The organism is Mycobacterium interjectum (genome assembly GCF_900078675.2).
In the GTDB taxonomy this organism is placed as follows: domain Bacteria; phylum Actinomycetota; class Actinomycetes; order Mycobacteriales; family Mycobacteriaceae; genus Mycobacterium; species Mycobacterium interjectum.
In genome coordinates, this window is record NZ_LT546237.1 from 3,050,606 (window position 1) to 3,073,765 (window position 23,160).

A 23,160-nucleotide genomic window follows, 5' to 3' on the forward strand; every position below is an offset into this window, starting at 1 on the left:
GCCGCAGCACCAGGACCGGGGCCGGTCCTGCCCTCGTCGTGACGGGAGGTGCCGCCCTGGCAGCAAAGCATGTCGCTGGCCATCGAGAACGACGCTACTCTTGTGGCCGCTCGGCCGCCGGGCAGGCGCGCCGAGACCGACACGGCGACACCAAAAACCGGCCGCGGGGCCGCGGCCGGTTTGGGTGAAGACCGGACTTACCCGAACTTAACCAGCACTGAATTGCTTCAGCGCCGGCTCGTCGGCGACGCCCCAGTCGGCGATGCGGTCGGAGATCGCCTGCCGCAGGTCCCCGGGCGTGAAGATGCCCGCGTCGGCGACGTTTCGCACCTTGTCCCGGTATGAGTCGATGTCGGCTCCCACCACCTGGAGCTCCGCCGCGCGCGCGGCGATGGCCGCGATCGTCTCGTCGCGGGTGTACTCCAGGCAATGCGCGACCAGGCTGGCGAACATGTGCTCGTGGCGCTCTTCGTCCCTGCGGATCCGGTCGATGAGGCCGGCCAGGACGGGCTCCTCGATCTTGGCGGCCAGGTTGCGGCAGAAGACGGCGTGGGTGCGCTCGGTGAGGGCCATGTAGACGAGGGTCTCGACCTGACTGTAGGTGTCGGCGCGGTAGCCCTTCATCACGTACTGGACGCGGGCCTCTTCGTTGGCGGTGGGGTCGACCTCGCGGGTCACCACCAGGTACTCCCGCAGCGCGATCGCGTGCAGGTGCTCCTCGGCGGTCCACCGGCCCAGCCAGCGGCCCCACCAATCCTCGAGGATGAAGTGCTCGACGAGTTCGCGGTGATGGCCGGCGAGGTTGTCCTTGAGCAGCAGCAGGATCTCGCAGGCGTCCGTGATGGTCCGCGGCAGCGTCGCCTGGGAAGGGTCCCAGTCGCGTCCGCCCAGGAACGCGAAGTTCTCGCCCTGCTCGAACGGAACGTAGTCGTGGGCGAACCAGATGTCCTCGGTGTTGAGGTGGTTGTCCATGAGCCGCTCGACCACCGGCTCGAGTTCGAGGGTCAGCGCGTTAGGAACAGGTTTCTGTGCCATGCGGTTACTGTAACTCGTAGGTACAGGTGCTGTGAAATTGTTGGCGCGTGTTGCAACCGATTGGTGACTTTCGTCCCTAATCCGGTCAGCGGTCGACCAGCGTCCAGCTCTCGAGTCCCTCATAGAGGGGGAAATCCCTGGCCAGGCGCGTCACCCGTTGCCGCAGCGCAGACACGTCCGCGGAGGCGCCGGCCACCAGGGCCGTCGCGATGATGTCGCCGACCTCGGTGAATTCGGCGTCCCCGAAGCCGCGGGTCGCCAGCGCCGGCGTGCCCACCCGCAGGCCCGACGTCACCATGGGCGGCCGCGGGTCGTTGGGGACGGCGTTGCGGTTGACGGTGATGCCGACCTCGTGCAGCAGGTCTTCGGCAGCCTTGCCGTCGAGCGGCGAGTCGCGCAGGTCGACCAGCACCAGGTGCACGTCGGTGCCGCCGCTGACCACGGAGACGCCCGCCCTGGCGACGTCGGCCGCGAGCAGCCGGTCGGCCACGATGCGCGCCCCGGACAGCGTGCGCTGCTGGCGATCGGCGAACTCGGCGGTGGTGGCGATCTTGAGCGCGACCGCCTTGCCCGCGATGACGTGCATCAGCGGGCCGCCCTGCTGACCGGGGAACACCGCTGAGTTGATGGCCTTGGCGTACTCCTGCTTGCCCAGGATCATGCCGGAACGCGCGCCGCCGAGCGTCTTGTGCACGGTGGTGGACACGACGTCGGCGTGCGGCACCGGCGAGGGGTGCAGGCCCACCGCGACCAGCCCGGCGAAGTGCGCCATGTCCACCCACAACTTGGCGTCGACCTCGTCGGCGATCGACCGGAACGCGGCGAAGTCGAGGATCCGGGGGTAGGCCGACCAGCCGGCGATGATCACCTTGGGGCGGAACTCGAGCGCCCTGGCCCGCACCGCGTCCATGTCGACCAGGTGGGTCTTCGGGTCCACGCCGTAAAAGCCGGCGTCGTAAAGCCTGCCCGAAAAGTTCAGCTTCATGCCGTGGGTGAGGTGGCCGCCGTTGGCCAGGTCCAGGCCGAGCAGGTGCTCGCCGGGCGACATCAGGGCGTGCAGCACCGCGGCGTTGGCCTGGGCCCCCGAGTGCGGCTGGACGTTGGCGAACTCCGCGCCGAACAACGCCTTGGCCCGGTCCCGGGCGATGTTCTCCACGACGTCGACGTGCTCGCAGCCGCCGTAGTAGCGCCGGCCCGGCAATCCCTCGGCGTATTTGTTGGTCAGGACGCTGCCCTGGGCCTGGAGCACCGAGCGGGGCACGAAGTTCTCCGAGGCGATCATTTCCAGGGTGTCCCGTTGCCGGTGCAGTTCTTTGTCGAGCAGCTCGGCGATGTCGGGGTCGACCTCGGCGAGCGGGGCCGACATCACGGACGCGGTAATACGGGCATCAGGTGCGGCAGTCACGGGCGCCAGTCTATCGAGCGTGGTTTTAGCCAGCCCAGCCGTCGGGCGCGCGGCCGCCCCTGCAACACTTGGCACCATGCCGCGGCTTAGCGAGCCGAGCCCGTATGTGGAGTTCGACCGGAAGCAATGGCGTGCGCTTCGTATGTCGACGCCGCTGGCCCTCACCGAAGAGGAACTGGTCGGTCTGCGCGGTCTCGGTGAGCAGATCGACCTGCTGGAGGTCGAAGAGGTTTACCTGCCGCTGGCCCGGCTCATCCACCTTCAGGTCGCCGCCCGCCAGCGGCTGTTCGCCGCCACCGCGGAGTTCCTCGGCGAACCGCAACAAAACCCGGACCGGCCGGTGCCGTTCGTCATCGGCGTGGCCGGCAGCGTCGCGGTCGGCAAATCGACGACCGCCCGCGTGCTGCAGGCGCTGCTGGCCCGCTGGGATCCCCACCCCCGGGTGGACCTGGTGACAACCGACGGCTTCCTCTATCCAAACGCCGAGCTGGACCGACGAAACCTGATGCACCGCAAGGGTTTTCCGGAAAGCTATAACCGCCGGGCGCTGATGCGGTTCGTGACGTCGGTCAAATCCGGCGCCGATTACGCGTGCGCGCCGGTGTACTCGCACCTGAAGTACGACATCATCCCCGGCGCCAAACACGTCGTCCGCCACCCCGACATCCTGATCCTGGAGGGCCTCAACGTCCTGCAGACCGGCCCGACGCTGATGGTGTCGGACCTGTTCGACTTCTCGCTGTACGTTGACGCCCGGATCGAGGACATCGAGCAGTGGTACGTGTCCCGGTTCCTGTCCCTGCGGGGCACGGCCTTCGCCGACCCTGAATCCCACTTCCACCACTACTCGGCCCTGGGCGACACCAAGGCGGTCGCCGCCGCGAAGGAGATCTGGCGATCGATCAACCGGCCCAACCTGGTCGAGAACATCCTGCCGACCCGCCCCCGCGCCACCCTGGTGCTGCGCAAGGACGCCGACCACTCCATCAACCGGCTCCGGCTGCGCAAGCTCTAGCTATAGCTAGGTCGCCAGGCGGCGCACTCCCAGGTACTGCAAACCGGCGAACGCCGCGGTGTAGACGCCCGTGGCCAACGTCGCGGCCACCCCGGTGGCCGTCATCGGCCAGGCTTCGGCGGCCAGGATTGCGGCGAGCGTGAAGACGACGTTCGCAGCGACGATGCCGATCCCGACACGTCGCAGGTTCGGCGCCGCCGCGAGGGTGAACACGGCGAGGCCGGCAAGCACGAAGAACGCGCCCAGCGCGTATTCCTGGCCGGACGTCAGCCCCGTCAGCGACGAAAGCGGGTCGGCGAAGAACGCGATGGCCAGGCCGCACAGGCCGGTCAACGTGGCATCGGCACGCATGGCGAAACGCAGCAGCGAATCGGTCGAGTCGTACAGGGGTCGGGTGGGAAGACCGGAAACTGCGGTCATGTCATTACTCCTCGCGATGGCGGATGGGTCGAACTGGTTTGAACGTGCCGCACGGGGCACTGCCATATCGACTCGTGGCGCTGCCAACTGCTGCCACGCCGAGAATGACCAGCGAAATCGTCGGGCTATTCCCGTCGGCGCCCGCCAAATTCCACACGTGTCTCAAACGGTGGGGTCGGTGGCCTGATCGGTCGCCGGGAGACTAAACCGCGATCGCCTCCAGGACGCTGAACGGTGAAACCGTTTCCACCACGCGACTCAGCTCAAAACCGGAGCGCTCGAGCAGCCGTCCGTATTCGTCCGCGGTGCGCTCACGCGAGGCGGCGCTGACGAACATTTCCAGGTCCAGCCACTTGCCCGCGAACTCGCGGTTGTGTTCCGGAATCACGAGCTCAACGAGCAGCAGATGTTTGCCCGCGCCTGACGACGCCCGCACATTGGACAGGATGTGCACGGCCTGCTCGTCGGGCCAGTCGTGAATGACGTTCTTGAGCACGTAGGCATCGCCGTCGGCTGGTATCTCGTCATCGAAGAACGATCCCTCGGCGATCCGAACCCGGTCCAAGACCCGGTGTTTGCGAAGTTCGGCCGGGGCGTCGAGCACGACATGAGGTTGGTCGAAGAGGACGCCGCGCGCCCGCGGCGCGGCATTCAGCATTGCGGCAAGCAGCCGGCCCCGGCCGCCCCCCACGTCGACGATGGTGGCGTACGGACTGAAGTCGTAGGCGGCGACGAGCGGTGCGATCGAGATTTCGGAGACGCCGGTCATGGCCTGGTTGAAGATTTCCTGCAATTCGGGCTGGCCGGCCAGGTACTCGAAGAGGGACCCGCCCCGCGTTTCGCAGGCGACGCACTCGCCGCGACGGAGACTTTCGCTCAGGTGACTCCAATGCTCGCGATTCTCCGGCGAACCCATCCATCGGGCCCACGCCGCCAGGGATACCTCAGCGTCGCGGCGAAGAGGTTGCGACAGTGGGGTGAGGTCGTAGCGGCCGTCGCGGCGTTGGCGGAAGATCCCGCGCGAGATAAGGGCCCGCATCAGTCGGGTCAGCGCCTCGGGGTCCGCATCAACCGCCGCGGCAAGGTCCTCCGCCGTCAGCGGCCCGTTCGCCAGTGCATCGGCAATGCCGAGGTCGGCGGCGGCCGTAATCGCCTGCGCGACCCAGGCGTTCATGACCATTTCCATCAGCGCGGCGGGCGCGGGAAAGGTCCGGGCGTGGAGCCGGCTCAGGAAATGCCTGGCCACCTCGATGACCCGGACAGCCTTTGCCGGCGGAATCTTGGTTGCAGCCATCGATGCCCCTTGCGTCGGAATACCCTTCCGGGAGCGTAACCTGCGGCGTTACGCCCGTCGCGCCAAGCTGACACGCTCGCGCAGATCGGCCGCGATCAGCCGGGCGGCCGCGTTTTGCCAGTTGTGCAACGAGCGCTGCGGGACCTCGGTGACCAGCCACTGCCACGCCTGCCGGGCGGTGGGGTCCAATCCGGCGGCGGTGGCGTTCTGCGCGTACGCGCGCACGCCGACGACGTAGGGGAAATACAGCGCGTTGTAGTAACGCCACTCGTCGGTGGTGCCGAAATCGCCCGCGTTGCGGGGTTTGAGCCGGGCGATCCCGTCGGCGAGGACGGCCTTGAGCTCGTTGGCCCGCTCCACCGGGTGATCGGGCGCGCCCCGCGCGGCCAGCCGCTCGTCGATCACGGGCAGCGCGGTCAGCGGGCTGGCGACCAGCTTGGTCAGGTCGGCGTAGTGGCCCAGCGCCCGGCGGGTGAGCCGGGCGAAGGTCTCGTCGTCGACGTCGACCAGAGGATCGGCCGAGCGCAGCGGCAGCCCCGCCCCGGTGTGGCGCAGCGCGGCCCGGTCGGCGCGCAGCGAGGGCGACCTGGAGAACGCCAGCCGGTCCAGCACCCCGGCCAGCGGATCGGCCAGCACCTGCACCGTGATCGCAATCGCCAGGGTGCTGAACATCAGCACGGTCAGCACCGTCTGCGTGCTGGGCTCGCGCCGGGTCACGGCCAGCCCGATCAGCGCCTGCCCGCCGAACAGCATGGCCACCGCCGAACTTCCGACGAACGAGCGCAGCATGTCGGCGCGCAGCGCCTGGCCCTCGTCGAAGGCGTCCCACAGCGCCACCGCCACGCCGAGCGCCAGGACGTCGAAGCCCGTCGAGGCCAGGGCCAGCCGGCTGGGCACCAGACCGAGCGGAATGATCAGGATCGCGTTGGCCAGCGCAAAGAACAGGGTCGCCATGACCACCACGCCGGCGACCGGTGTTGGCTGGGCGCGCCGGCGCAGCGCGACGATCATCGCCCCCAGCGTCGATACCGAGATCACGGCCATCATCAGCACGTGACCCGGCCGCAGCGGGCCCTCGACGCTGCCGGCCATCATCGCCCCGAACAAGGTGACCGCGGCGACGCCCCCGATCAGCAGCACCTCACCGGTGCGCACCCGCCAGTGATCGCCCGGCCGCGACAGCTCGACGAGCACCGCGAACCACGCCACGCTGGGGACGGCCACCAGATAGATCTCGAGCCGCCCGAGCACGGCCAGATGCGGGGCATCGACGGAGCGCACCGCGTCCAGCGCCACCACCAAAGCGAAGCCACACAATCCCGCCGCCGCGAGCGCCAGCACCGGCTTACGCGGATCGCGGGCAAGGAGGTACAACCCCAGCCACCCGCTCAGCGTGAACACCACAGCCGACAGCGCAGCCATGCATCCAGTCTGGCACGGGGTCTGATGCGTGCCGACCCGCTGCGCCCGACTGCGCCGCTTGGGTTCGCCGAGCGTGATCTGATGGCGAGAAACTCGAGAAAATCCCGCCCTTAGAGCACGTTCGGCGCGAAAGGGAAGGGCTTGACGAACGGCGCGGGCTACTTGCCGTAGCGGCGGTGCCGTTGGCTGTAGTCGCGCAGCGCGCGCAGGAAATCGACGCGGCGGAACGCGGGCCAGTGCGCCTCGGTGAACCACATCTCCGAGTAGGCGCTTTGCCACAGCAAGAACCCGGACAGCCGCTGCTCCCCCGAGGTTCGGATCACCAGGTCCGGATCGGGTTGCCCTGAGGTGTAGAGGTTTTCGGAGATGCCGTCGACGGTCACCGCGTCGATGAGCTCCTCGGCGGTGGCGCCGTTCGCGAGTTCCTTACTCAGCAGCGCCCGCACCGCGTCGACGATCTCACGCCGGCCGCCGTAGCCGACCGCGACGTTGACGTGGAACGGCGCGGTGGCCGGTGTGGACTCCACCGCGTCGCGCACCCTGCGGGCCTGATCCTCGCCGATCACACCGAGGTCCCCGACGGTGCGCACGCTCCAGCGGTTGGCCGGTGCGCAGATCTCCTCGACCACATCGGTGATGATCTCGATCAGCCCGGCCAGCTCGTCGGGATCGCGCTGCAGGTTCTCGGTGGAGAGCAGATAGACGGTCGTCATTTCGATGCCGGCCTCCTGGCACCACCGCAGCATCTCGGCGATCTTGGCGGCGCCCATCCGGTAGCCGTAGCTGACGTCGTCGTAGCCCGCGTTGCGCGCCCACCGGCGGTTCCCGTCGCACAGCACCGCGATGTGGCGGGGAAGCTCGGATTTGGAGGCCGCCAGACCCTGCCTCAGCCGCAGCTCGTAGACGCGGTACAACGGCTCCTTGAGTCGCGGCGGGATGATCTCCACGAAGCTCACACTACTGTGACCGGCGCCAAATTCCGGCGCGCATTTCCGCGTTGTCACCGCACGTCCGACGACGTCCTGTGACAATTCGCGGCTACTGTTGGTGCAAGGGAGCGACCCGGCAACACGAGGCAATGGGAGTCATGAGCAGCCAGACCGACACGCCGCACGAGACAGAAGCCATCGCGCCCGGTAACCCCGTCGAACAGCTCGTCGAGGGTGCCGCGCAGACCGTGTCCAAGCCGCGCATGCGCGGCTGGATCCACTTCTATTCCGCGTGGCTGGCGATCGTCTGCGGCGCGACCCTGGTGTCGGTGTCCTGGGCGGTGGCATCCACCCGCGCCGGACTGACGACGTTCGCCTACGCCATCGCCACGGTGGCGATGTTCGCCGTCAGCGCCACCTATCACCGCGTCAACTGGAAATCCGTCAAGAGCCGCACCCTGATGAAGCGGCTCGACCATTCGATGATCTTCCTGTTCATCGCCGGCAGCTACACGCCGTTCGCGATGCTGGCCATGCCGCCGGCGGACGGGCGGTTGGTGCTATGGATCGTGTGGGGCGGCGCGCTGGCGGGCGTCGCGCTGAAGGTGTGCTGGCCGTTGGCGCCGCGCTGGGTGGGGGTGCCGCTGTATCTGCTGCTGGGTTGGGTGGCGGTCTGGTATGCGCCGACGATCATCCACGTCGCCGGGGTGGCCGCGATGGTGCTGCTCGCCGTCGGCGGCGCGTTCTACAGCATCGGCGGCCTGCTCTACGGGCTGCGCTGGCCGGACCCGTGGCCGAGGACGTTCGGCTACCACGAGTTCTTCCACGCGTTCACCGTGATCGCGGCGATCCTGCACTACATCGCGATGTGGCTCGCGGTCTTCTACGTCGGCCACCCCGCCTGAGCTATAGCTGCCGCACGTCGGCGGCTGACCAGTACGCCTTCATGGCGGTGACCTTGCCCTGGGCATCGAAGACCATCACGTCGATCGGCTCGATCACCATCTTGTGCCCGCCCGCGGTCATCGTCAGCCGGAACTGAAAGGCCGCCTCGTGGCCGGCCACGCGCAGCGTCACCAGCTCGCATTCGCGCTGCACGTCATTGACCGCGGCGTAGAAACCGCGGATCGCCTGACGCCCGATGTGCACCTCGCCCCCGACCGGGTCCTCGACGGTCGCGTCGTCCGCGTACAGCTCGACGATGTCGTCGGCGCTGCCCTTGGCGACCAGCTCGATGTAGCGGTTGACGGTCTCGGTGATCGCTTGGACCCTGTCGGTGGCGTTCGGCATGGGACGCAGGTTAGCCGCCGGCCTACTGCGCCCAAACACCCAGGGCGCCCGCCAGTTCGGCCGCCCCGGTCACCGGCAGATCGCACACCCGGCCGCGGCACACGTAGGCGGCGTCGGCACCTCCCACCCGGCCCCGGCCGGCCAGCAGCGCCGAGGAGTCCCGTTCGCCGGCGACGACGATCGCCCCGCCGGGCGCCAGCCGNACCGTCTTGCGCAGCTCGCCGGCGATGCGGTCCGACGCCTCCTCGACCTCCCCGCGGCGCTCGCGCCAGGTCGCAGAGACGGCCGAAAGAAGCTGCAGAAAGCCATCTTTCGGGTAGTAGGTGCCGCAAAAGAAGGGCCGGCCGTCGGGCGTCAGGAAACAGGTCATCGGCCAACCGCCCTGCCCGGTGAGTGCGACGGTGGCGTTCATGTAGACCGCGTCGAGGTCCGGCCGCTCCTCGCGGTCGACCTTGATGCAGACGAATCCCGCGTTCATCACCGCGGCCACCTCGTCGTCCTCGAACGATTCGTGCGCCATGACGTGGCACCAGTGGCAGGCGGCGTAGCCGATGGAGAGCAGGATCGGCACGTCGCGGGCGGCGGCGTCCGCCAGCGCCTCCGGCGTCCACTGCCGCCAGTGCACGGGGTTGTCGGCGTGCTGGCGCAGGTAGGGGCTGGTGGCCAGCCCAAGGGTGTTCGTTCCGGCGGACTCAGCCGGGCTCATCGCCGGGTCCTGGCGCCCGCGCGGATCCGTTCGGCCGCCCCGGCGGCGGGTCTTCGCCGACCGCGTCGGTGCCCTCGTCGGCGGCCTGATCGGGTTCGGGATGTTCGGGATCGAACGTTTTGGGCACCTTCTTCAGTTGCCGGTTCATCGACCGCAACAGGAACAGGGTCGCGATCAGCAGCAGCACGACGACCAGCAGGCCCACCGGGCTGGCCTTGCCGAAATCGGGGCCGTGGTTGTGGGGACCGTCCGCGATCACCCCGATCAGGAAGTGATTCACCCGTCGCCCTCGATTCCGGCGAACAGGTCGTCCTCGGGGAACTTGACGGGGACGCGGGAGCGGGCCAGCTCGAATTCCTCAGTCGGCCATAGGCTTTGCTGCCATTCGATGGGCGCGGCGAAGAATTCGGCGTTCGGGTCGATCTGGGTGGCGTGCGCGCGCAACGCGTCGTCGCGCTGGCTGAAGTATGCCGAGCACTCGACGCGCGTCGTCACCCGGGACTCGAACGGGTCGTGCTCGGGATCCCAGTGCTTGAGCCACTTTTGGAACGGCCCCTCTTGGCCGCGCTTGACGAACTCGTCGTGCAGCAGCTGCATCCGCGCGCGCAGGAAGCCGTGGTTGTAGTAGAGCTTGGACACCGTCCACGGCTCGCCGGCGTCCGGGAAGCGGGCGTAGTCGCCCGCCGCCTCGAAGGCGCCGACCGAAACCTGGTGGCAGCGAATGTGATCGGGGTGAGGGTAGCCGCCGTTCTCGTCGTAGGTGGTGATCACGTGCGGCCGGAATTCGCGGACCACACGTACCAGCGCCTCGACCGGTTCCTCGAGCGGCACCAGCGCGAAGCAGCCGTCGGGCAGCGGGGGCGGCGGGTCGCCCTGGGGCAGGCCGGAGTCGACGAAACCCAGCCAGGTGTGCTCCACGCCGAGGATCTCGGCGGCCTTCGCCATCTCGTCACGGCGGATCTCGGCCATGTGCTCCAGCACATCGGGCAGGTCCATCGCCGGGTTGAGAATCTCGCCGCGCTCGCCGCCGGTCAGGGTCACCACCAGCACGCGGTGACCCTCGTCGGCGTAGCGGGCGAGGGTGGCCGCACCCTTGCTGGACTCGTCGTCGGGGTGGGCGTGCACCGCCATCAACCGCAGTTCGCTCACGTGCCCCCTCAAGTTGTCCGAGTCGGTTCGCTGGTCGCCCCTGCAGGGCTATAAGAGCTAGAAGCGACCTTATAATTCCAGTTCCGATCGTTGCATCCTGTCGGCCGGTGTCCGGCAGCCCACTCACCTAGGCATACCCAGGCATGACCGAAACCCCCCTTCCGCGCCCCGAGGCCCGCTACGGCCGGTCACGGCTGTCGCGCGTGTCCCGGCGCCGCGTGGTCATCGGCCTGGCCGTGCTGGTGGTCGCGGCCGGCGTCGGCGTCGCGGTCGTCGGTTACCAGCGGCTCGGCACCAGCGACGTGGCGGGCACGCTGGCCGGTTACCAGGTGGTCGACAACGAGACCGCGTCGGTAACGATCAGCGTGACGCGATCCGACCCCTCGCGGCCGGTGGACTGCATCGTGCGGGTCAAGGCCAAAGACGGCAGTGAGACGGGCCGGCGCGAAGTGCTGGTGCCGCCCTCCGAGGCGGCCACCGTGCAGGTGACCACGACGCTGAAATCCTCCCAACCGCCCGTGATGGCCGACATTTACGGCTGCGGCACCAACGTGCCCGGCTACCTGCGAGCCTCCTGACCGCACGGCAAACGAGAACGGTGAATATCGAGTCATCAACTGTTTGCGCGGTGGTAACATGGGTGAATGCACGGTTCCTGCTGGGACCGTGTATTGCTGCATTAATGGCCGTGGGAACGGAGCGGCGGTAGCCCCAAGCAGCGGGGTTCACAGGCTTACGCGGATACGCGGAACATACAGATACGAGGAGCACGACAAGATGACGGATACTCAGGTGACCTGGCTGACTCAGGAGTCACATGACCGACTGAAGGCCGAGCTCGACCAGTTGATCGCGAATCGTCCGGTCATCGCCGCGGAAATCAACGACCGCCGCGAGGAGGGTGACCTCCGCGAGAACGGCGGCTACCACGCCGCCCGTGAAGAGCAGGGCCAGCAGGAGGCCCGCATCCGCCAGCTGCAGGACCTGCTCAACAACGCCAAGGTCGGCGAAGCGCCCAAGCAGTCCGGCGTCGCGCTGCCCGGCTCGGTGGTCAAGGTCTACTACAACGGCGACAAGTCCGACAGCGAGACGTTCTTGATCGCCACCCGCCAGGAGGGCGTCAACGAGGGCAAGCTCGAGGTCTACTCGCCGAACTCACCGCTGGGCGGCGCCCTGATCGACGCCAAGGTGGGCGAGACCCGCAGCTACACCGTGCCCAACGGCAACACCGTCGAGGTCACGTTGGTCAGCGCGGAGCCCTACCACTCCTAGTCTTTCCCAACGCGAGCGTGCACAGTTGTACGCGCCCGCCCGGCGTGTCGCGTACAAACACGCACGCTCGGCGTCGTTAGGCCAGCGCCTGCTCCAGGTCGGCCAGCAGGTCGGCGGCGTCCTCGATGCCGACGGAAAGTCGCACCAGGTCATCCGGCACTTCCAGTTGCGAGCCGGCCGTCGACGCGTGCGTCATGGCGCTGGGCAGCTCGATCAGCGACTCCACCCCGCCCAGGGATTCGGCCAGGATGAAAACCTCGGTGCGGGCACACAGCTCCTCGGCGGCTCGCCGCCCGCCCCGCATGCGCACCGAGACCATGCCGCCGAAGCCGCGCATCTGCCCCGCCGCGACCTCGTGCCCGGGGTGGCCGGGCATTCCCGGGTACAGCACGGCGCTCACCGACGGGTGCCCGGCGAGGAATTCCGCTACGGCCGAGGCGTTTTCGCTGTGCCGCTGCATCCGCAGCACCAGCGTCTTCAGGCCGCGCATCGTCAGGTAGGCGTCGAACGGACCGGGCACCGCACCGGCCCCGTTCTGCAGGAACGCGAAGGCGTCGTCCAAGTTCTGGTCGTTGGTGATCAGCGCGCCGCCCACGACATCGGAGTGGCCGCCGATGTATTTGGTGGTCGAGTGCAGCACGACGTCGGCGCCCAGCGTCAACGGCTGCTGCAGCGCCGGCGACGCGAAGGTGTTGTCCACCAGCACCTTCGCGGAGCTCTGTTTGCCGATGTCGGAGATGGCCGCGATGTCGCCGATGGTCAGCAGCGGATTGGTCGGCGTTTCCACCCAGACCAGCCGGGTCTGCGGGGTGATCGCGGCGCGGACGGCGTCCAGGTCGGACAGCGCCACCGGCGTGTACTTGACGTTCCACATGGTGAACACCTTGTCGATCAGCCGGAACGTTCCGCCGTAGGCGTCGTTGGGGATGACGACGTGGTCGCCGGGGCGCAGCATCGCCCGCAGGGCGCAGTCGGTGGCGGCCATCCCGGAACTGAACGCGCGCCCGAAGGCGCCCTCTTCGACCACCGCCAGCGAGGCCTCCAGCGCGGCCCGCGTCGGGTTGCCGGTGCGCGCGTATTCGAAGCCGCCGCGCAGACCACCGACACCGTCCTGGGCGAACGTGCTGCTGGCGTAGATCGGGGCGTTCACGGCGCCGGTCGCCGGATCGGGCCGATAGCCGGCGTGAATGGCTTTGGTGGCCAACCCCTGGAACCGGTGGTGCCGGCTACGGTCCTCGCTCATCGAGGATCAGCCTAGTGCCACCCTCCGGCGGACCGATGCCGACCGAAGGCCGCCCTCGGTCAGGCCCCTTCGATCGGCAGGCACACCGTCGTCATGATCTTGTCCGCCAAAGTCTGCCGCTTGGCGTCCCAGAGCGGGAACAGGTAACCGATGTAGCAGATGATCTGGTCGACGAAGTGCGCGAGCTGGCGCACGACTGACATGCCGAAGCCGATCGGTTGGCCGGTGACCTCGCTGACCACCTTGAACTTCATCACCGCCTTGCCGATGCTCGAGCCGGTGGTGCCCTGGCGGTAGCCGTAGTTCCAGACCAGGTAGGCCAGCGCCAGCAGGACGGTCAGCCAATAGAGCAGCATGCCGATGCCGCTGGGCTGGCTGACGCAGTACTGGTTGACGCTGTACTGGTTGATGTCGCTGACGCACGACTGTTCCGTGGTGAGGGCCTGGATGAGCACACCGATGCCGACCAGGACGGCGGCCGGGATGTTGTCGATCAGGAACGCCAGCACCCGGGTCACCCACGGCGTGTAGGACTCCGGCGGCAGGGCGCGGATCGCCGGCCCGGGGGGCGGCGGCGCATAGCCGCCCGACGGCGGGGGCGGCCGCGGGCAGGGGCGGCCGCCGGGCGGCGGCGGCGGAGACTGCGGACCGCCGGGCCCAGGGGGTGGCTTGGAAGGCCCGCCCGACGNGCGGATCGCCGGCCCGGGGGGCGGCGGCGCATAGCCGCCCGACGGCGGGGGCGGCGGCGGGTAGGAGCCGCCGCCGGGCGGCGGTGGCGGAGACTGCGGACCGCCGGGCCCAGGGGGTGGCTGGTAAGGCTCGCCGGACGACGGTTGATCGGTCATGGACAACCCTCCACTGAGTTAGCTGAACCAGGCCGCATTACAGTACCTGAGGGCCGGGTCCGTGAAGCGGATAGGCGAGATTTGCGCCACGGACACTCGGCGCTCCGCTAACGTCGGCCCGACGTTGCGCGGGGCGGCTCCGACAGGAAGCCCAACAAGTCGTACCGGGTGATGACGCCGACCGGTTTGCCCTGCTCCACCACCATCAGCGCGTCCCAGTCGCGCAACGCCTTGCCGGCCGCGCTGACCAACTCGCCGGCGCCGATCATCGGCAGCGGCGGGCTCATGTGCTGTGAGACGGCGTCGGCCAGCTTCGCCCGGCCCTCGAAGACGGCCGACAGCAGCTCGCGTTCGGACACGCTGCCGGCCACCTCGCCGGCCATCACCGGCGGCTCGGCGCCCACCACAGGCATCTGCGACACCCCGTACTCGCGCAGGATGCCGATGGCGTCGCGCACCGTCTCCGACGGATGGGTGTGCACCAGGTCGGGCAGCGCGCCCGATTTGCGGCGCAGCACGTCGCCCACGCTGAACTCCTCCGTCGAACCGTCCAGGCGGGCCCGCAGGAATCCGTAGGACGACATCCAGGCGTCGTTGAAGATCTTGGACATGTATCCGCGCCCGCCGTCGGGCAGCAGCACCACGACCAGCGCGTCGGGCCCGGCTTCCTCGGCGACGCGGATCGCGGCGACGACCGCCATCCCGCACGACCCGCCGACCAGCATCGCCTCCTCGCGGGCCAGCCGCCGCGTCATGTTGAACGAGTCGGAGTCCGACACCGCGATGATCTGGTCCGGCACCGTGCGGTCGTACGCGGCCGGCCAGAAGTCCTCGCCGACGCCCTCGACCAGGTAGGGCCGACCGCTGCCGCCCGAATACACCGATCCTTCCGGGTCGGCGCCGATGACGCGGACCCGCCCGCCGGACACCTCCTTGAGGTAGCGGCCCGCGCCGGTGATCGTGCCGCCGGTGCCGATGCCGGCGACGAAATGGGTGACCTTGCCGTCGGTGTCGGCCCAGATCTCCGGGCCGGTGGTCGCGTGGTGGCTGGCCGGCCCCTCCGGGTTGGCGTACTGGTCGGGCTTCCAGGCGCCGTCGATTTCGGTGACGAGCCGGTCGGAGACGCTGTAGTAGCTGTCCGGGTGGTCGGGCGGCACCGCGGTCGGGCACACCACGACCTCCGCGCCGTAGGCGAGCAGCACGTTGCGCTTGTCCTCGCTGACCTTGTCGGGGCAGACGAACACGCACTTGTAGCCCCGGTGCTGGGCGACCAGCGCCAGGCCGACGCCGGTGTTGCCCGATGTGGGCTCGACGATGGTGCCCCCGGGCTTGAGCTGCCCGCTGGCCTCGGCGGCGTCGATCATCTTGACCGCGATCCGGTCCTTGGAGCTGCCACCGGGGTTGAGGTATTCGACCTTGGCCGCCACCGTGCCGGCGCCGTCCGGGACGACCGAGTTCAGCCGAACCAGCGGCGTCCCACCGATGAGGTCACTGATGTGCTGCGCGATCCGCATGCGTTCATCGTGTCAGGCGGGTTCGGGCGGCGCACACTCGCTAGCCGGTGGCCTCGCGGATGTAGTCGCCGATCTGGCGCAGCGACCGGATCGCCTCGGGGACCAGCGGTGCGGCCAGCTGGAAGTCGTGCACCTGCCCCGGCCAGACCCGCACCTCGGCCGGCACGCCCACCGCCGCCAGCCGCGACGCCGCCAACTGCGCGTCGTGCAGCAAGACCTCGGATCCGGAAACGTGGATCAAGGTCCGGGGCAGGCCGGGCTTGATGTGTTCCAGGGGCTCGTAGATCTCCTCGGGCTTGCCGTCGACGACGTTCTTTTCGGCCGCGCTAGCAACCAACTGTACGAGCGCGTCGAACGCGTTGGCGGAGAACATCGCGTCGCTTTTGATGTTGGGGTGGGCCTGCTTGCATTCCTTTGCTAGCTGTAGCAGTGGGGAGATCGCCACCAGCGCCGCCGGCTCCTCGCCCTCCTCCTGGAGGCGTTGCGCCAGGGCCAGCGCGAGGTACCCGCCGGCGGAGTCACCGGCCAGCACGATCTGGTCCGGCTGGAAGCCGCGCTCGCGCAACCATCGGTAGGCGTCGTGGCAGTCGGCCAGCGCCATCCCGACCGAATGCTTGGGCAACAGCCGGTAGTTGACCACCAGCACGGGCGTGTCAGCAAATTCCGACAGGGCCTCGACGAGCCGGCCGTGGGAGTTTGCTCCACAGGTCAGGAACGCGCCGCCGTGCAGATACACGACGACCCGGCGGGTGCCGTCGGCGGGCAGCACCCCGGGCGCGCGCACGAGCTGCGCCGAAGCATTGGGCAAGTTCACGGTCTCGCGGACGGTCGCGGAAACCGGGAGCAGGACGCGGGCGGCGACGTCGATGAGGCCCCACGGCCAGGGCCAGTTGGGGGCGTGGCTGCCGACGGCCAGAACCGGCCGAATCGTGAGCCGCGACGCGAGGTTGGCTACCCGCGCAGCAACGCTCGGCCCGGACTCGAGTACCTCGACCGGTGCGCCATCGCTGATGGCAAATCTGCGTGCCTCAACTCTACGTTGCTTGAGGGCCTCGTGTGGCCGAACGGTATTCCGGGGTGAGCCGGATACCTTGCTGGGTGCGGTCATGCTCAACACTTCCTACGCCGTTGTAGTGCGATACAGCATGTGACGAGGCAGCTAAGCGTCCGGTTCAGCCCGAGTTCCAGGGCGTTCAGCCAACCCCTAAAAAGTAGCTTGACAGGCGATACTGGGTAGAACGTTTGAAGAATCTGATTTGATACCACATTTGATTCACACCGTGACCGCATTGTTGATAAGCCGCCCGCGCAAACCCCGGAGCGGATCTAAACTGATTTCGTGACCATCCGGGTGCCGCGTCGTTCGACGATCGCCCTGGCCACAGCGGGCGCGCTCGCCTCGACGGGTACGGCCTATCTGGGCGCACGCAACCTGCTCGTCGGCCAGGCGGCGCACACGCGCACGGTCATACCGAAGGCCTGGGACATCCCGCCGCGCGCCGACGGTGTGTACAGCCCCGGCGGCGGGCCCGCGCAGCGCTGGCAGCGCGACATGCGCGTCGACACGCATCTGATGATCTTCGGTGACTCCACCGCCACCGGGTACGGGTGCACGAGCGCCGAGGAAGTGCCCGGCGTGCTGATGGCGCGCGGGCTGGCCGAACGGACCGGCAACCTAGTCCGCCTGAGCACCAAAGCCATCGTTGGCGCCACGTCGAAGGGCGTCGCCGGTCAGGTCGATGCGATGTTCGTGGCCGGACCGCCGCCGGACGTGGCCGTGATGATGCTGGGGGCCAACGACGTCACCGCCCTCAACGGCATCAGCCAGTCGGCGCAGCGGCTGGCGCTGACCGTCCGCAAGCTGCGCTCCCGGGGGGCCGTCGTCGTCGTCGGCACCTGCCCCGACCTGGGGGTCGTCAGCGCCATCCCGCAACCGCTTCGCTCGCTGGCGCACGCACGGACGACGCAGCTCGCCCGCGCCCAGACGGCCGCCGTCCGCGGGGCCGGCGGCGTGCCGGTTCCCATGGCGCAGCTGCTGGCACCCCGATTCCGCACCCAGCGCGAGCAGATGTTCTCCGCCGACGGGTTCCACCCCTCGCCGACCGCATACGCGCTGGCCGCGGACGCGCTGCTGGTGGCGGTGTGCGACGCGTTGGGCATAGCGGCCGCGAGCCCGGCCCCCGAGGTCCCCATGCCCGCGAGCGCGCCGGTGCTGGGCCCGGCACACACGCGACTGAGCATGATGTCCCGGCTGTGGCGGCGCCCGGCGGCCGCCCCGTCTGCGTGGGCTCCGGTCGCCACCGACTAGATTTGTTCTGGCCCGTCGGGGTGACCCAACACCCGCCTACGAAGCGAGCCCGCATCCGCTGGAAGGAACAGCCATGCCCGAAGCCGTCATCGTCTCAGCCGCCCGCTCGCCCATCGGCCGCGCCATGAAGGGGTCGCTGGTCAGCATGCGACCCGACGACCTTGCCGCCCAGATGGTGCGCGCCGCGCTCGACAAGGTGCCCGCGCTGAACCCACACCAGATCGACGATTTGATCCTGGGCTGCGGCCTGCCCGGCGGCGAATCCGGCTTCAACATGGCTCGGGTCGTCGCCGTCGAGCTCGGCTACGACTTCCTGCCCGGTACTACCGTCAACCGGTACTGCTCGTCGTCGCTGCAGACCACGCGGATGGCGTTTCACGCGATCAAGGCGGGCGAGGGCGACGCGTTCATCTCCGCGGGCGTGGAGACCGTCTCGCGCTTCGGCAAGGGCAACTCCGACTCCTGGCCCGACACCAAGAACCCGCTGTTCGACGAGGCCCAGGAGCGTTCGGCGGCTGCCGCCGCGGGCGCCGACGAATGGCACGATCCCCGCGCCGACGGCAACCTGCCCGACGTGTACATCGCGATGGGCCAGACCGCGGAGAACGTCGCCATCATGACGGGCATCAGCCGCGAGGACCAGGACCGCTGGGGGGTGCGCAGCCAGAACCGGGCCGAGGAGGCGATCAAGAGCGGCTTCTTCGAGCGCGAAATCACCCCGGTGACCCTGCCCGACGGCACCACCGTCAGCACCGATGACGGCCCCCGCGCGGGCACCACCTACGAGAAGGTTTCCGAGCTCAAGCCGGTGTTCCGACCTAACGGCACCATCACCGCCGGCAACGCCTGCCCGCTCAACGACGGCGCGGCGGCGCTGGTGATCACCAGCGACACCAAGGCCAAGGAGCTGGGCCTGACGCCGCTGGCGCGCATCGTGTCCACCGGTGTCAGCGGGCTGTCGCCGGAGATCATGGGGCTGGGCCCCATCGAGGCGTGCAAGAAGGCGCTGGCGCGGGCCGGCATGTCGATCGGCGACATCGACCTGTACGAGATCAACGAGGCGTTCGCGGTGCAGGTGCTGGGCTCGGCGCGCGAGCTCGGCATGGACGAGGACAAGCTGAACGTGTCGGGCGGGGCGATCGCCCTGGGACACCCGTTCGGCATGACCGGCGCGCGCATCGCCACCACGCTGATCAACAACCTGCAAACGCACGACAAGACGCTCGGCCTCGAGACGATGTGCGTCGGCGGCGGCCAGGGCATGGCGATGGTGATCGAGCGGCTGAGTTAGGCCACGGCGCGGGGCGGCGGGTGTGAAATCAGGACGGCGACACGCCCCCGGCAAACCGCGCCGCCAGCGCACGCGCAACGCGGTCAAGGCACAAAAAACCGGCACGCCCGCGGGCGTGCCGGTTTTCCCCGTCAGAGCCGGGGCTAGGGCGTGTCTCCCATATGGGGGTTAGTTTTGACGGGATGCTGTGGGGGTGACGACGGTTTCGCGGTTTCGGTTGTTCAATGACGCTCAGTGGGGACTGATTTCGGGGTTGCTGCCCTCGAACGAGGGACGGCGGGGGCATCCCTTCGGCGATGACCGCCGGGTCGTAGAAGGCATCATCTACCGGTATCGGACCGGTGTTCCGTGGCGGGATCTGCCGCGATCGGAGTTCGGGCCGTGGCAGACGGTGTGGAAACGCCATCGCCGTTACGCCGCGGACGGCACCTGGGACCGGGTACTGGTGAACCTGTTGGCGATGGCTGATGCCGACGGTCAACTCGACTGGACGGTGTCGGTGGACGCCACGATCAACCGGGCTCATCAGCACGCGACGAACACGACACGACCCGATCAGGACACAGGGGGCTGGGTCGAATTACACGAATCTGCCGCTGGCCGGGTGTGAACCCGCAGGTCACGGCATCGGACGGTCTCGAGGCGGGTTGACCACCAAGATCCACACTGCCGTCGACGGCAATGGCCGTCCGCTGGCCGTCGTGGTTACCGGCGGGCAACGCAACGATCAGGCGATGCTGGCCAGCGTGCTTGATGAGATCGTCGTGCCCCGCCTCGACGGGGGCCGCGCGCGCTCACGACCGGATGCGCTCATCGCTGACCGGGCCTACTCCAGCGGTGCAGCCCGACGGATGCTGCGTGGCCGCAAGATCACCGCGGTCATCCCGCAGAAACGCGACGAGATTGCCGCACGGCAGCGACGCGGACAAGCCGGTGGCCGACCACCGGGGTTCGATGAAACCCGCTACAAGCAACGCAATCTCGTCGAACGATCATTCGCGCTGCTCAAACAATGGCGCGCGCTAGCCACCCGCTATGACAAACTCGCCATCGTTTACCGCGCCGCAGTCGTCCTCAGCGCATGCATCACCTGGACCCGCCATATGGGAGACACGTCCTAGTCGTTTTGCAGGTAACTGAGCAGGCGCAGGATCTCGAGGTACAGCCAGACCAGCGTCACCGTGAGGCCCAGCGCGATGCCCCAGGCCGCCTTCTCCGGCGCGCCGGCGCGGATCATCTGGTCGGCCGCGTCGAAGTCGATCAGGAAGCTGAACGCCGCGATGGCGATGCACACCAGCGAGAAAATGATCGCGATCGGGCCGCCGCTGCGCAGGCCCAGGCCCGTGCCGCCGCCGACGTGGAACATCGCCAGCACGAAGTTGCCGAGCATCAGGAACAGCACCCCGAACAGGGCGGCGACCACCATCCGCGTGAACTTGGGCGTGACCCGGATGGCGCCGGTCTTGTAGACGACGAGCATCCCGAAGAACACGCCGAAGGTGCCCAGCACGGCCTCGCCGATCAGCGCGCCGGCGTTGGCGTTGGAGACCTGGAAGTTGGCGAAGACGAACGAGACGGCGCCGAGGAACAGCCCCTCGAGAACGGCGTAGCTGAGCACGATCGCGGGGTTGTCCTGCTTGCGGCCGAAGGTCGCGATCAGCACCAGACCCAAGCCGCCGAGCGCGCCGATGAGGGTCAGCGGCATTGCCAGCGCGACGTTGGACGCCACCAGGAAGTAGGACACGATGGCCGCGGCGGTCAGCACGGCCAACGTCATGCCGGTCTTGGTGACGACGTCGTCAATGGTCAGCGGACGGGAAGCTTTGGTCTCCTGGTAGGGAGCCGTATAGGGGTCGGCCTGCTGGTAGTAGCCGGGGGCGGCTCCAGTGCCGAATTGCGCGTAGCCGCCCTGCTGCTTGGGCAGCGAGCGAAATACCGGGTTACTTGTCTCCCGCACCGTCGGATCCTCTCTTATGGCTGTGAGTTCGAGCTCACCGAACACTTGCTCAACGACCAGCGGGTCGCCAGGGTTCCCAACGGACCTGCTGTTTTCTCGGCGTTTCGAGGCTATTTAAACGGGCTCTGTTGTTGTCGTCCTGTCAAACATAAACCTTACCCGCGGGCATCGCTTCAGTCGTGACGATCTAGATTGCTGGTCGAGACCGGGCGGCGATTGGGAGGCTGGCGCGTTGAGTGACGAATCCGATGAGGTGCTGACGCGAGTCGAAGGCGGCGTCGGGCTGATAACGCTCAATCGTCCCAAGGCCATCAACTCGCTCAATCAAAACATGGTGGACGCGTTGAGCGCCGTGCTCACCCGTTGGGAAAACGACGACGCGGTGCGCGCGGTGGTGCTGGCCGGGACGGGCGATCGCGGCCTGTGCGCCGGCGGCGACGTGGTCGCGGTCTACCACAGCGCCCGCAAGGACGGCGTCGAGGTACGGAAATTCTGGCGCGACGAGTACCTGCTCGACGGCCAGATCGGCAGGTTCGCCAAGCCGTACGTGTCGTTGATGGACGGCATCATGATGGGCGGCGGCGTCGGCGTCAGCGCGCACGGGAGCGTGCGGGTGGTGACCGAAACCTCAAAGGTGGCAATGCCGGAGGTGGGCATCGGGTTCATCCCCGACGTCGGCGGGGCGTTTCTGCTTTCGCGGGCCCCCGGCCAGCTCGGCCTCTACGCCGCCCTGACCGGGGCGCCGTTCTCCGGATCCGACGCCATCGCGATGGGATTCGCCGACCACTACGTGCCACACGGCGAACTCGACGCGTTCGCCGCGGCGATCGTGGCCGACGGCATCGACAGCGCGCTGGCGGCCCACGCAATCGAGCCACCACCGAGTGAGCTTGCCGCGCAGCGGCATTGGATCGACGAGTGCTTTTCCCGCGACACGATGGAAGACATCGTGGCCGCGCTGCGCGGTCATGACGCCGGACCGGCTAACGACGCCGCCAACCTGATCGCGACCCGCTCCCCCATCGCCGTGTCGGTGGCGCTGGAGGCGGTGCGCCGGGCCGCCAGGATGCAGACGCTGGAAGACGTTCTGGTCCAGGACTATCGGGTGTCGTGCGCGTCGGCGCGTTCACACGACCTGGTAGAGGGCATCCGCGCGCAGATCATCGACAAAGATCGCAATCCGAAGTGGTCGCCGGCGACGCTGGCCGAAATCACCGCGGCTGACGTCGAGGCGTATTTCGCACCGGTCGACGACGACCTGACTTTCTAGAAAGGCGGTTCGGGTGACCGATAACTACGAAACCATCCTCGTCGAGCGCGATCAGCGAGTCGGGATCATCACGCTGAACCGGCCGCAGGCGCTCAACGCGCTCAACAGCCAGGTGATGCGCGAAGTCACCAGCGCGGCAACCGAACTGGACAACGATTCGGGCATCGGGGCGATCGTCATCACCGGTTCGGCCAAGGCGTTCGCGGCCGGTGCCGACATCAAGGAGATGGCCGCCCTGACCTTCGCCGACGCGTTCGACGCCGATTTCTTCGCCGCCTGGGGCAAACTGGCCGCCGTCCGCACCCCCACGATCGCCGCGGTGGCCGGTCACGCGCTGGGCGGTGGCTGCGAGCTGGCGATGATGTGCGACGTGCTGATCGCGGCCGACACGGCGAAGTTCGGCCAGCCGGAGATCAAACTCGGCGTGCTGCCGGGCATGGGCGGTTCGCAGCGGCTCACCCGCGCCATCGGCAAGGCCAAGGCCATGGACCTCATCCTGACCGGGCGCACCATCGACGCCGCGGAAGCCGAACGCAGCGGCCTGGTTTCGCGGGTGGTACCGGCCGACGACCTGCTGACCGAGGCCAAGGCCGTCGCCACCACCATTTCGCAGATGTCGCGCTCGGCGGCGCGGATGGCCAAGGAAGCCGTCAACCGCGCCTTCGAATCCACGCTGTCCGAAGGGCTTCTCTACGAGCGCAGGCTGTTCCATTCGACATTCGCGACCGAGGACCAGTCCGAGGGAATGGCGGCATTCATCGAGAAGCGGCCCCCCAACTTCACCCACCGATAGGA

General features: G+C 68.3%; 22 protein-coding genes and 2 pseudogenes. 9 read left to right on the top strand and 15 right to left on the bottom strand.

From position 1 onward, the window contains the following. Positions 1-207 precede the first annotated feature (207 nt). Together BN4348_RS48990 and glyA are read right to left on the bottom strand one after the other, a co-directional pair. On the bottom strand, positions 208-1,035 hold the full coding sequence (locus BN4348_RS48990; protein WP_066915132.1) for an acyl-ACP desaturase: 828 nt from the start codon (positions 1,033-1,035) through the stop codon (positions 208-210). A gap of 85 nt (positions 1,036-1,120) precedes the next feature. Beyond that, positions 1,121-2,401 carry a serine hydroxymethyltransferase gene (glyA, locus tag BN4348_RS48995; protein WP_066915134.1) on the bottom strand — a complete coding sequence of 427 codons (1,281 nt, stop codon included), beginning with the start codon at positions 2,399-2,401 and terminating at the stop codon, positions 1,121-1,123. A gap of 115 nt (positions 2,402-2,516) precedes the next feature. Here glyA and coaA point away from each other — a divergent pair, with 115 nt between their 5' ends. Next, entirely contained in the window at positions 2,517-3,455 is a 939-nt protein-coding gene (gene coaA, locus BN4348_RS49000) for a type I pantothenate kinase (RefSeq protein ID WP_066915136.1), read from the top strand. A gap of 6 nt (positions 3,456-3,461) precedes the next feature. Here the strand turns inward: coaA and BN4348_RS49005 are convergent, their stop codons facing one another. The 4 genes from BN4348_RS49005 to BN4348_RS49020 form a co-directional block, all read right to left on the bottom strand. Then, the gene (locus BN4348_RS49005; RefSeq protein WP_066915139.1) at positions 3,462-3,875 is read right to left on the bottom strand and encodes a hypothetical protein; all 414 of its coding nucleotides are present in this window, start codon (positions 3,873-3,875) and stop codon (positions 3,462-3,464) included. A gap of 202 nt (positions 3,876-4,077) precedes the next feature. After that, positions 4,078-5,169: a methyltransferase gene (locus BN4348_RS49010; protein ID WP_066915141.1), complete on the bottom strand. Its 1,092-nt coding sequence runs from the start codon at positions 5,167-5,169 to the stop codon at positions 4,078-4,080. 48 nt (positions 5,170-5,217) lie between these two features. Continuing rightward, entirely contained in the window at positions 5,218-6,591 is a 1,374-nt protein-coding gene (locus tag BN4348_RS49015) for a hypothetical protein (RefSeq protein ID WP_066915143.1), read from the bottom strand. Between the two features lie 158 nt (positions 6,592-6,749). Continuing rightward, positions 6,750-7,538 carry a (2Z,6E)-farnesyl diphosphate synthase gene (locus tag BN4348_RS49020; protein ID WP_066915205.1) on the bottom strand — a complete coding sequence of 263 codons (789 nt, stop codon included), beginning with the start codon at positions 7,536-7,538 and terminating at the stop codon, positions 6,750-6,752. A gap of 140 nt (positions 7,539-7,678) precedes the next feature. On the opposite strand from BN4348_RS49020, the gene trhA reads away from it, so the two are divergent. Then, positions 7,679-8,425, top strand: a complete 747-nt coding sequence (trhA, locus tag BN4348_RS49025; protein WP_066915208.1) for a PAQR family membrane homeostasis protein TrhA — start codon at positions 7,679-7,681, stop codon at positions 8,423-8,425. A gap of 1 nt (position 8,426) precedes the next feature. Here the strand turns inward: trhA and BN4348_RS49030 are convergent, their stop codons facing one another. The 4 genes and pseudogenes from BN4348_RS49030 to mca form a co-directional block, all read right to left on the bottom strand. Then, positions 8,427-8,810 (bottom strand): nuclear transport factor 2 family protein, encoded by a 384-nt coding sequence (locus BN4348_RS49030; protein ID WP_066915145.1) that lies wholly within the window; start codon positions 8,808-8,810, stop codon positions 8,427-8,429. Positions 8,811-8,973: 163 nt separating this feature from the next. Then, positions 8,974-9,516 (bottom strand): annotated as a pseudogene (locus tag BN4348_RS49035) (thioredoxin domain-containing protein); the annotation flags it as partial. Then, entirely contained in the window at positions 9,503-9,796 is a 294-nt protein-coding gene (locus BN4348_RS49040; protein ID WP_066915149.1) for a hypothetical protein, read from the bottom strand. The pseudogene BN4348_RS49035 and the gene BN4348_RS49040, both read right to left, overlap by 14 nt. Then, positions 9,793-10,665: a mycothiol conjugate amidase Mca gene (mca, locus tag BN4348_RS49045; RefSeq protein ID WP_066915151.1), complete on the bottom strand. Its 873-nt coding sequence runs from the start codon at positions 10,663-10,665 to the stop codon at positions 9,793-9,795. The genes BN4348_RS49040 and mca overlap by 4 nt, the downstream gene beginning before the upstream one ends. Positions 10,666-10,808: 143 nt before the next feature. Between mca and BN4348_RS49050 the strand changes: the two genes are divergently transcribed. After that, a complete protein-coding gene (locus BN4348_RS49050) occupies positions 10,809-11,243 on the top strand; it encodes a DUF4307 domain-containing protein (protein ID WP_066915153.1) in 435 nt (144 codons plus the stop codon). Positions 11,244-11,442: 199 nt separating this feature from the next. Then, positions 11,443-11,937: a transcription elongation factor GreA gene (gene greA / locus BN4348_RS49055; protein WP_066915156.1), complete on the top strand. Its 495-nt coding sequence runs from the start codon at positions 11,443-11,445 to the stop codon at positions 11,935-11,937. A gap of 76 nt (positions 11,938-12,013) precedes the next feature. On the opposite strand, the gene BN4348_RS49060 is transcribed toward greA, so the two are convergent. From BN4348_RS49060 to BN4348_RS49075, 4 genes are all read right to left on the bottom strand, one after another. Then, positions 12,014-13,180 carry a cystathionine gamma-synthase gene (locus tag BN4348_RS49060; protein ID WP_066915158.1) on the bottom strand — a complete coding sequence of 389 codons (1,167 nt, stop codon included), beginning with the start codon at positions 13,178-13,180 and terminating at the stop codon, positions 12,014-12,016. A gap of 59 nt (positions 13,181-13,239) precedes the next feature. Further along, positions 13,240-14,025 (bottom strand): RDD family protein, encoded by a 786-nt coding sequence (locus BN4348_RS49065; protein ID WP_066915160.1) that lies wholly within the window; start codon positions 14,023-14,025, stop codon positions 13,240-13,242. A gap of 107 nt (positions 14,026-14,132) precedes the next feature. Continuing rightward, on the bottom strand, positions 14,133-15,539 hold the full coding sequence (locus tag BN4348_RS49070; protein WP_066915162.1) for a cystathionine beta-synthase: 1,407 nt from the start codon (positions 15,537-15,539) through the stop codon (positions 14,133-14,135). Positions 15,540-15,579: 40 nt separating this feature from the next. Then, positions 15,580-16,647 carry an alpha/beta hydrolase gene (locus BN4348_RS49075; protein WP_066915164.1) on the bottom strand — a complete coding sequence of 356 codons (1,068 nt, stop codon included), beginning with the start codon at positions 16,645-16,647 and terminating at the stop codon, positions 15,580-15,582. A 231-nt stretch (positions 16,648-16,878) separates the two neighbouring features. On the opposite strand from BN4348_RS49075, the gene BN4348_RS49080 reads away from it, so the two are divergent. From BN4348_RS49080 to BN4348_RS62905, 3 genes and pseudogenes are all read left to right on the top strand, one after another. Next, positions 16,879-17,847: an SGNH/GDSL hydrolase family protein gene (locus BN4348_RS49080; RefSeq protein WP_066915166.1), complete on the top strand. Its 969-nt coding sequence runs from the start codon at positions 16,879-16,881 to the stop codon at positions 17,845-17,847. A 73-nt stretch (positions 17,848-17,920) separates the two neighbouring features. After that, entirely contained in the window at positions 17,921-19,138 is a 1,218-nt protein-coding gene (locus tag BN4348_RS49085; RefSeq protein ID WP_066915168.1) for an acetyl-CoA C-acetyltransferase, read from the top strand. Positions 19,139-19,355: 217 nt separating this feature from the next. Further along, positions 19,356-20,259, top strand: a pseudogene (locus BN4348_RS62905) (IS5 family transposase). Here BN4348_RS62905 and BN4348_RS49095 read toward each other — a convergent pair. Beyond that, on the bottom strand, positions 20,256-21,095 hold the full coding sequence (locus tag BN4348_RS49095; RefSeq protein ID WP_066915170.1) for a Bax inhibitor-1/YccA family protein: 840 nt from the start codon (positions 21,093-21,095) through the stop codon (positions 20,256-20,258). The pseudogene BN4348_RS62905 and the gene BN4348_RS49095 overlap by 4 nt on opposite strands. Positions 21,096-21,327: 232 nt before the next feature. Between BN4348_RS49095 and BN4348_RS49100 the strand changes: the two genes are divergently transcribed. Both BN4348_RS49100 and BN4348_RS49105 read left to right on the top strand, forming a co-directional pair. Further along, positions 21,328-22,365 carry an enoyl-CoA hydratase/isomerase family protein gene (locus tag BN4348_RS49100; RefSeq protein ID WP_066915172.1) on the top strand — a complete coding sequence of 346 codons (1,038 nt, stop codon included), beginning with the start codon at positions 21,328-21,330 and terminating at the stop codon, positions 22,363-22,365. A 13-nt stretch (positions 22,366-22,378) separates the two neighbouring features. Next, a complete protein-coding gene (locus tag BN4348_RS49105; RefSeq protein ID WP_066915174.1) occupies positions 22,379-23,158 on the top strand; it encodes an enoyl-CoA hydratase in 780 nt (259 codons plus the stop codon). Positions 23,159-23,160: the final 2 nt, after the last annotated feature.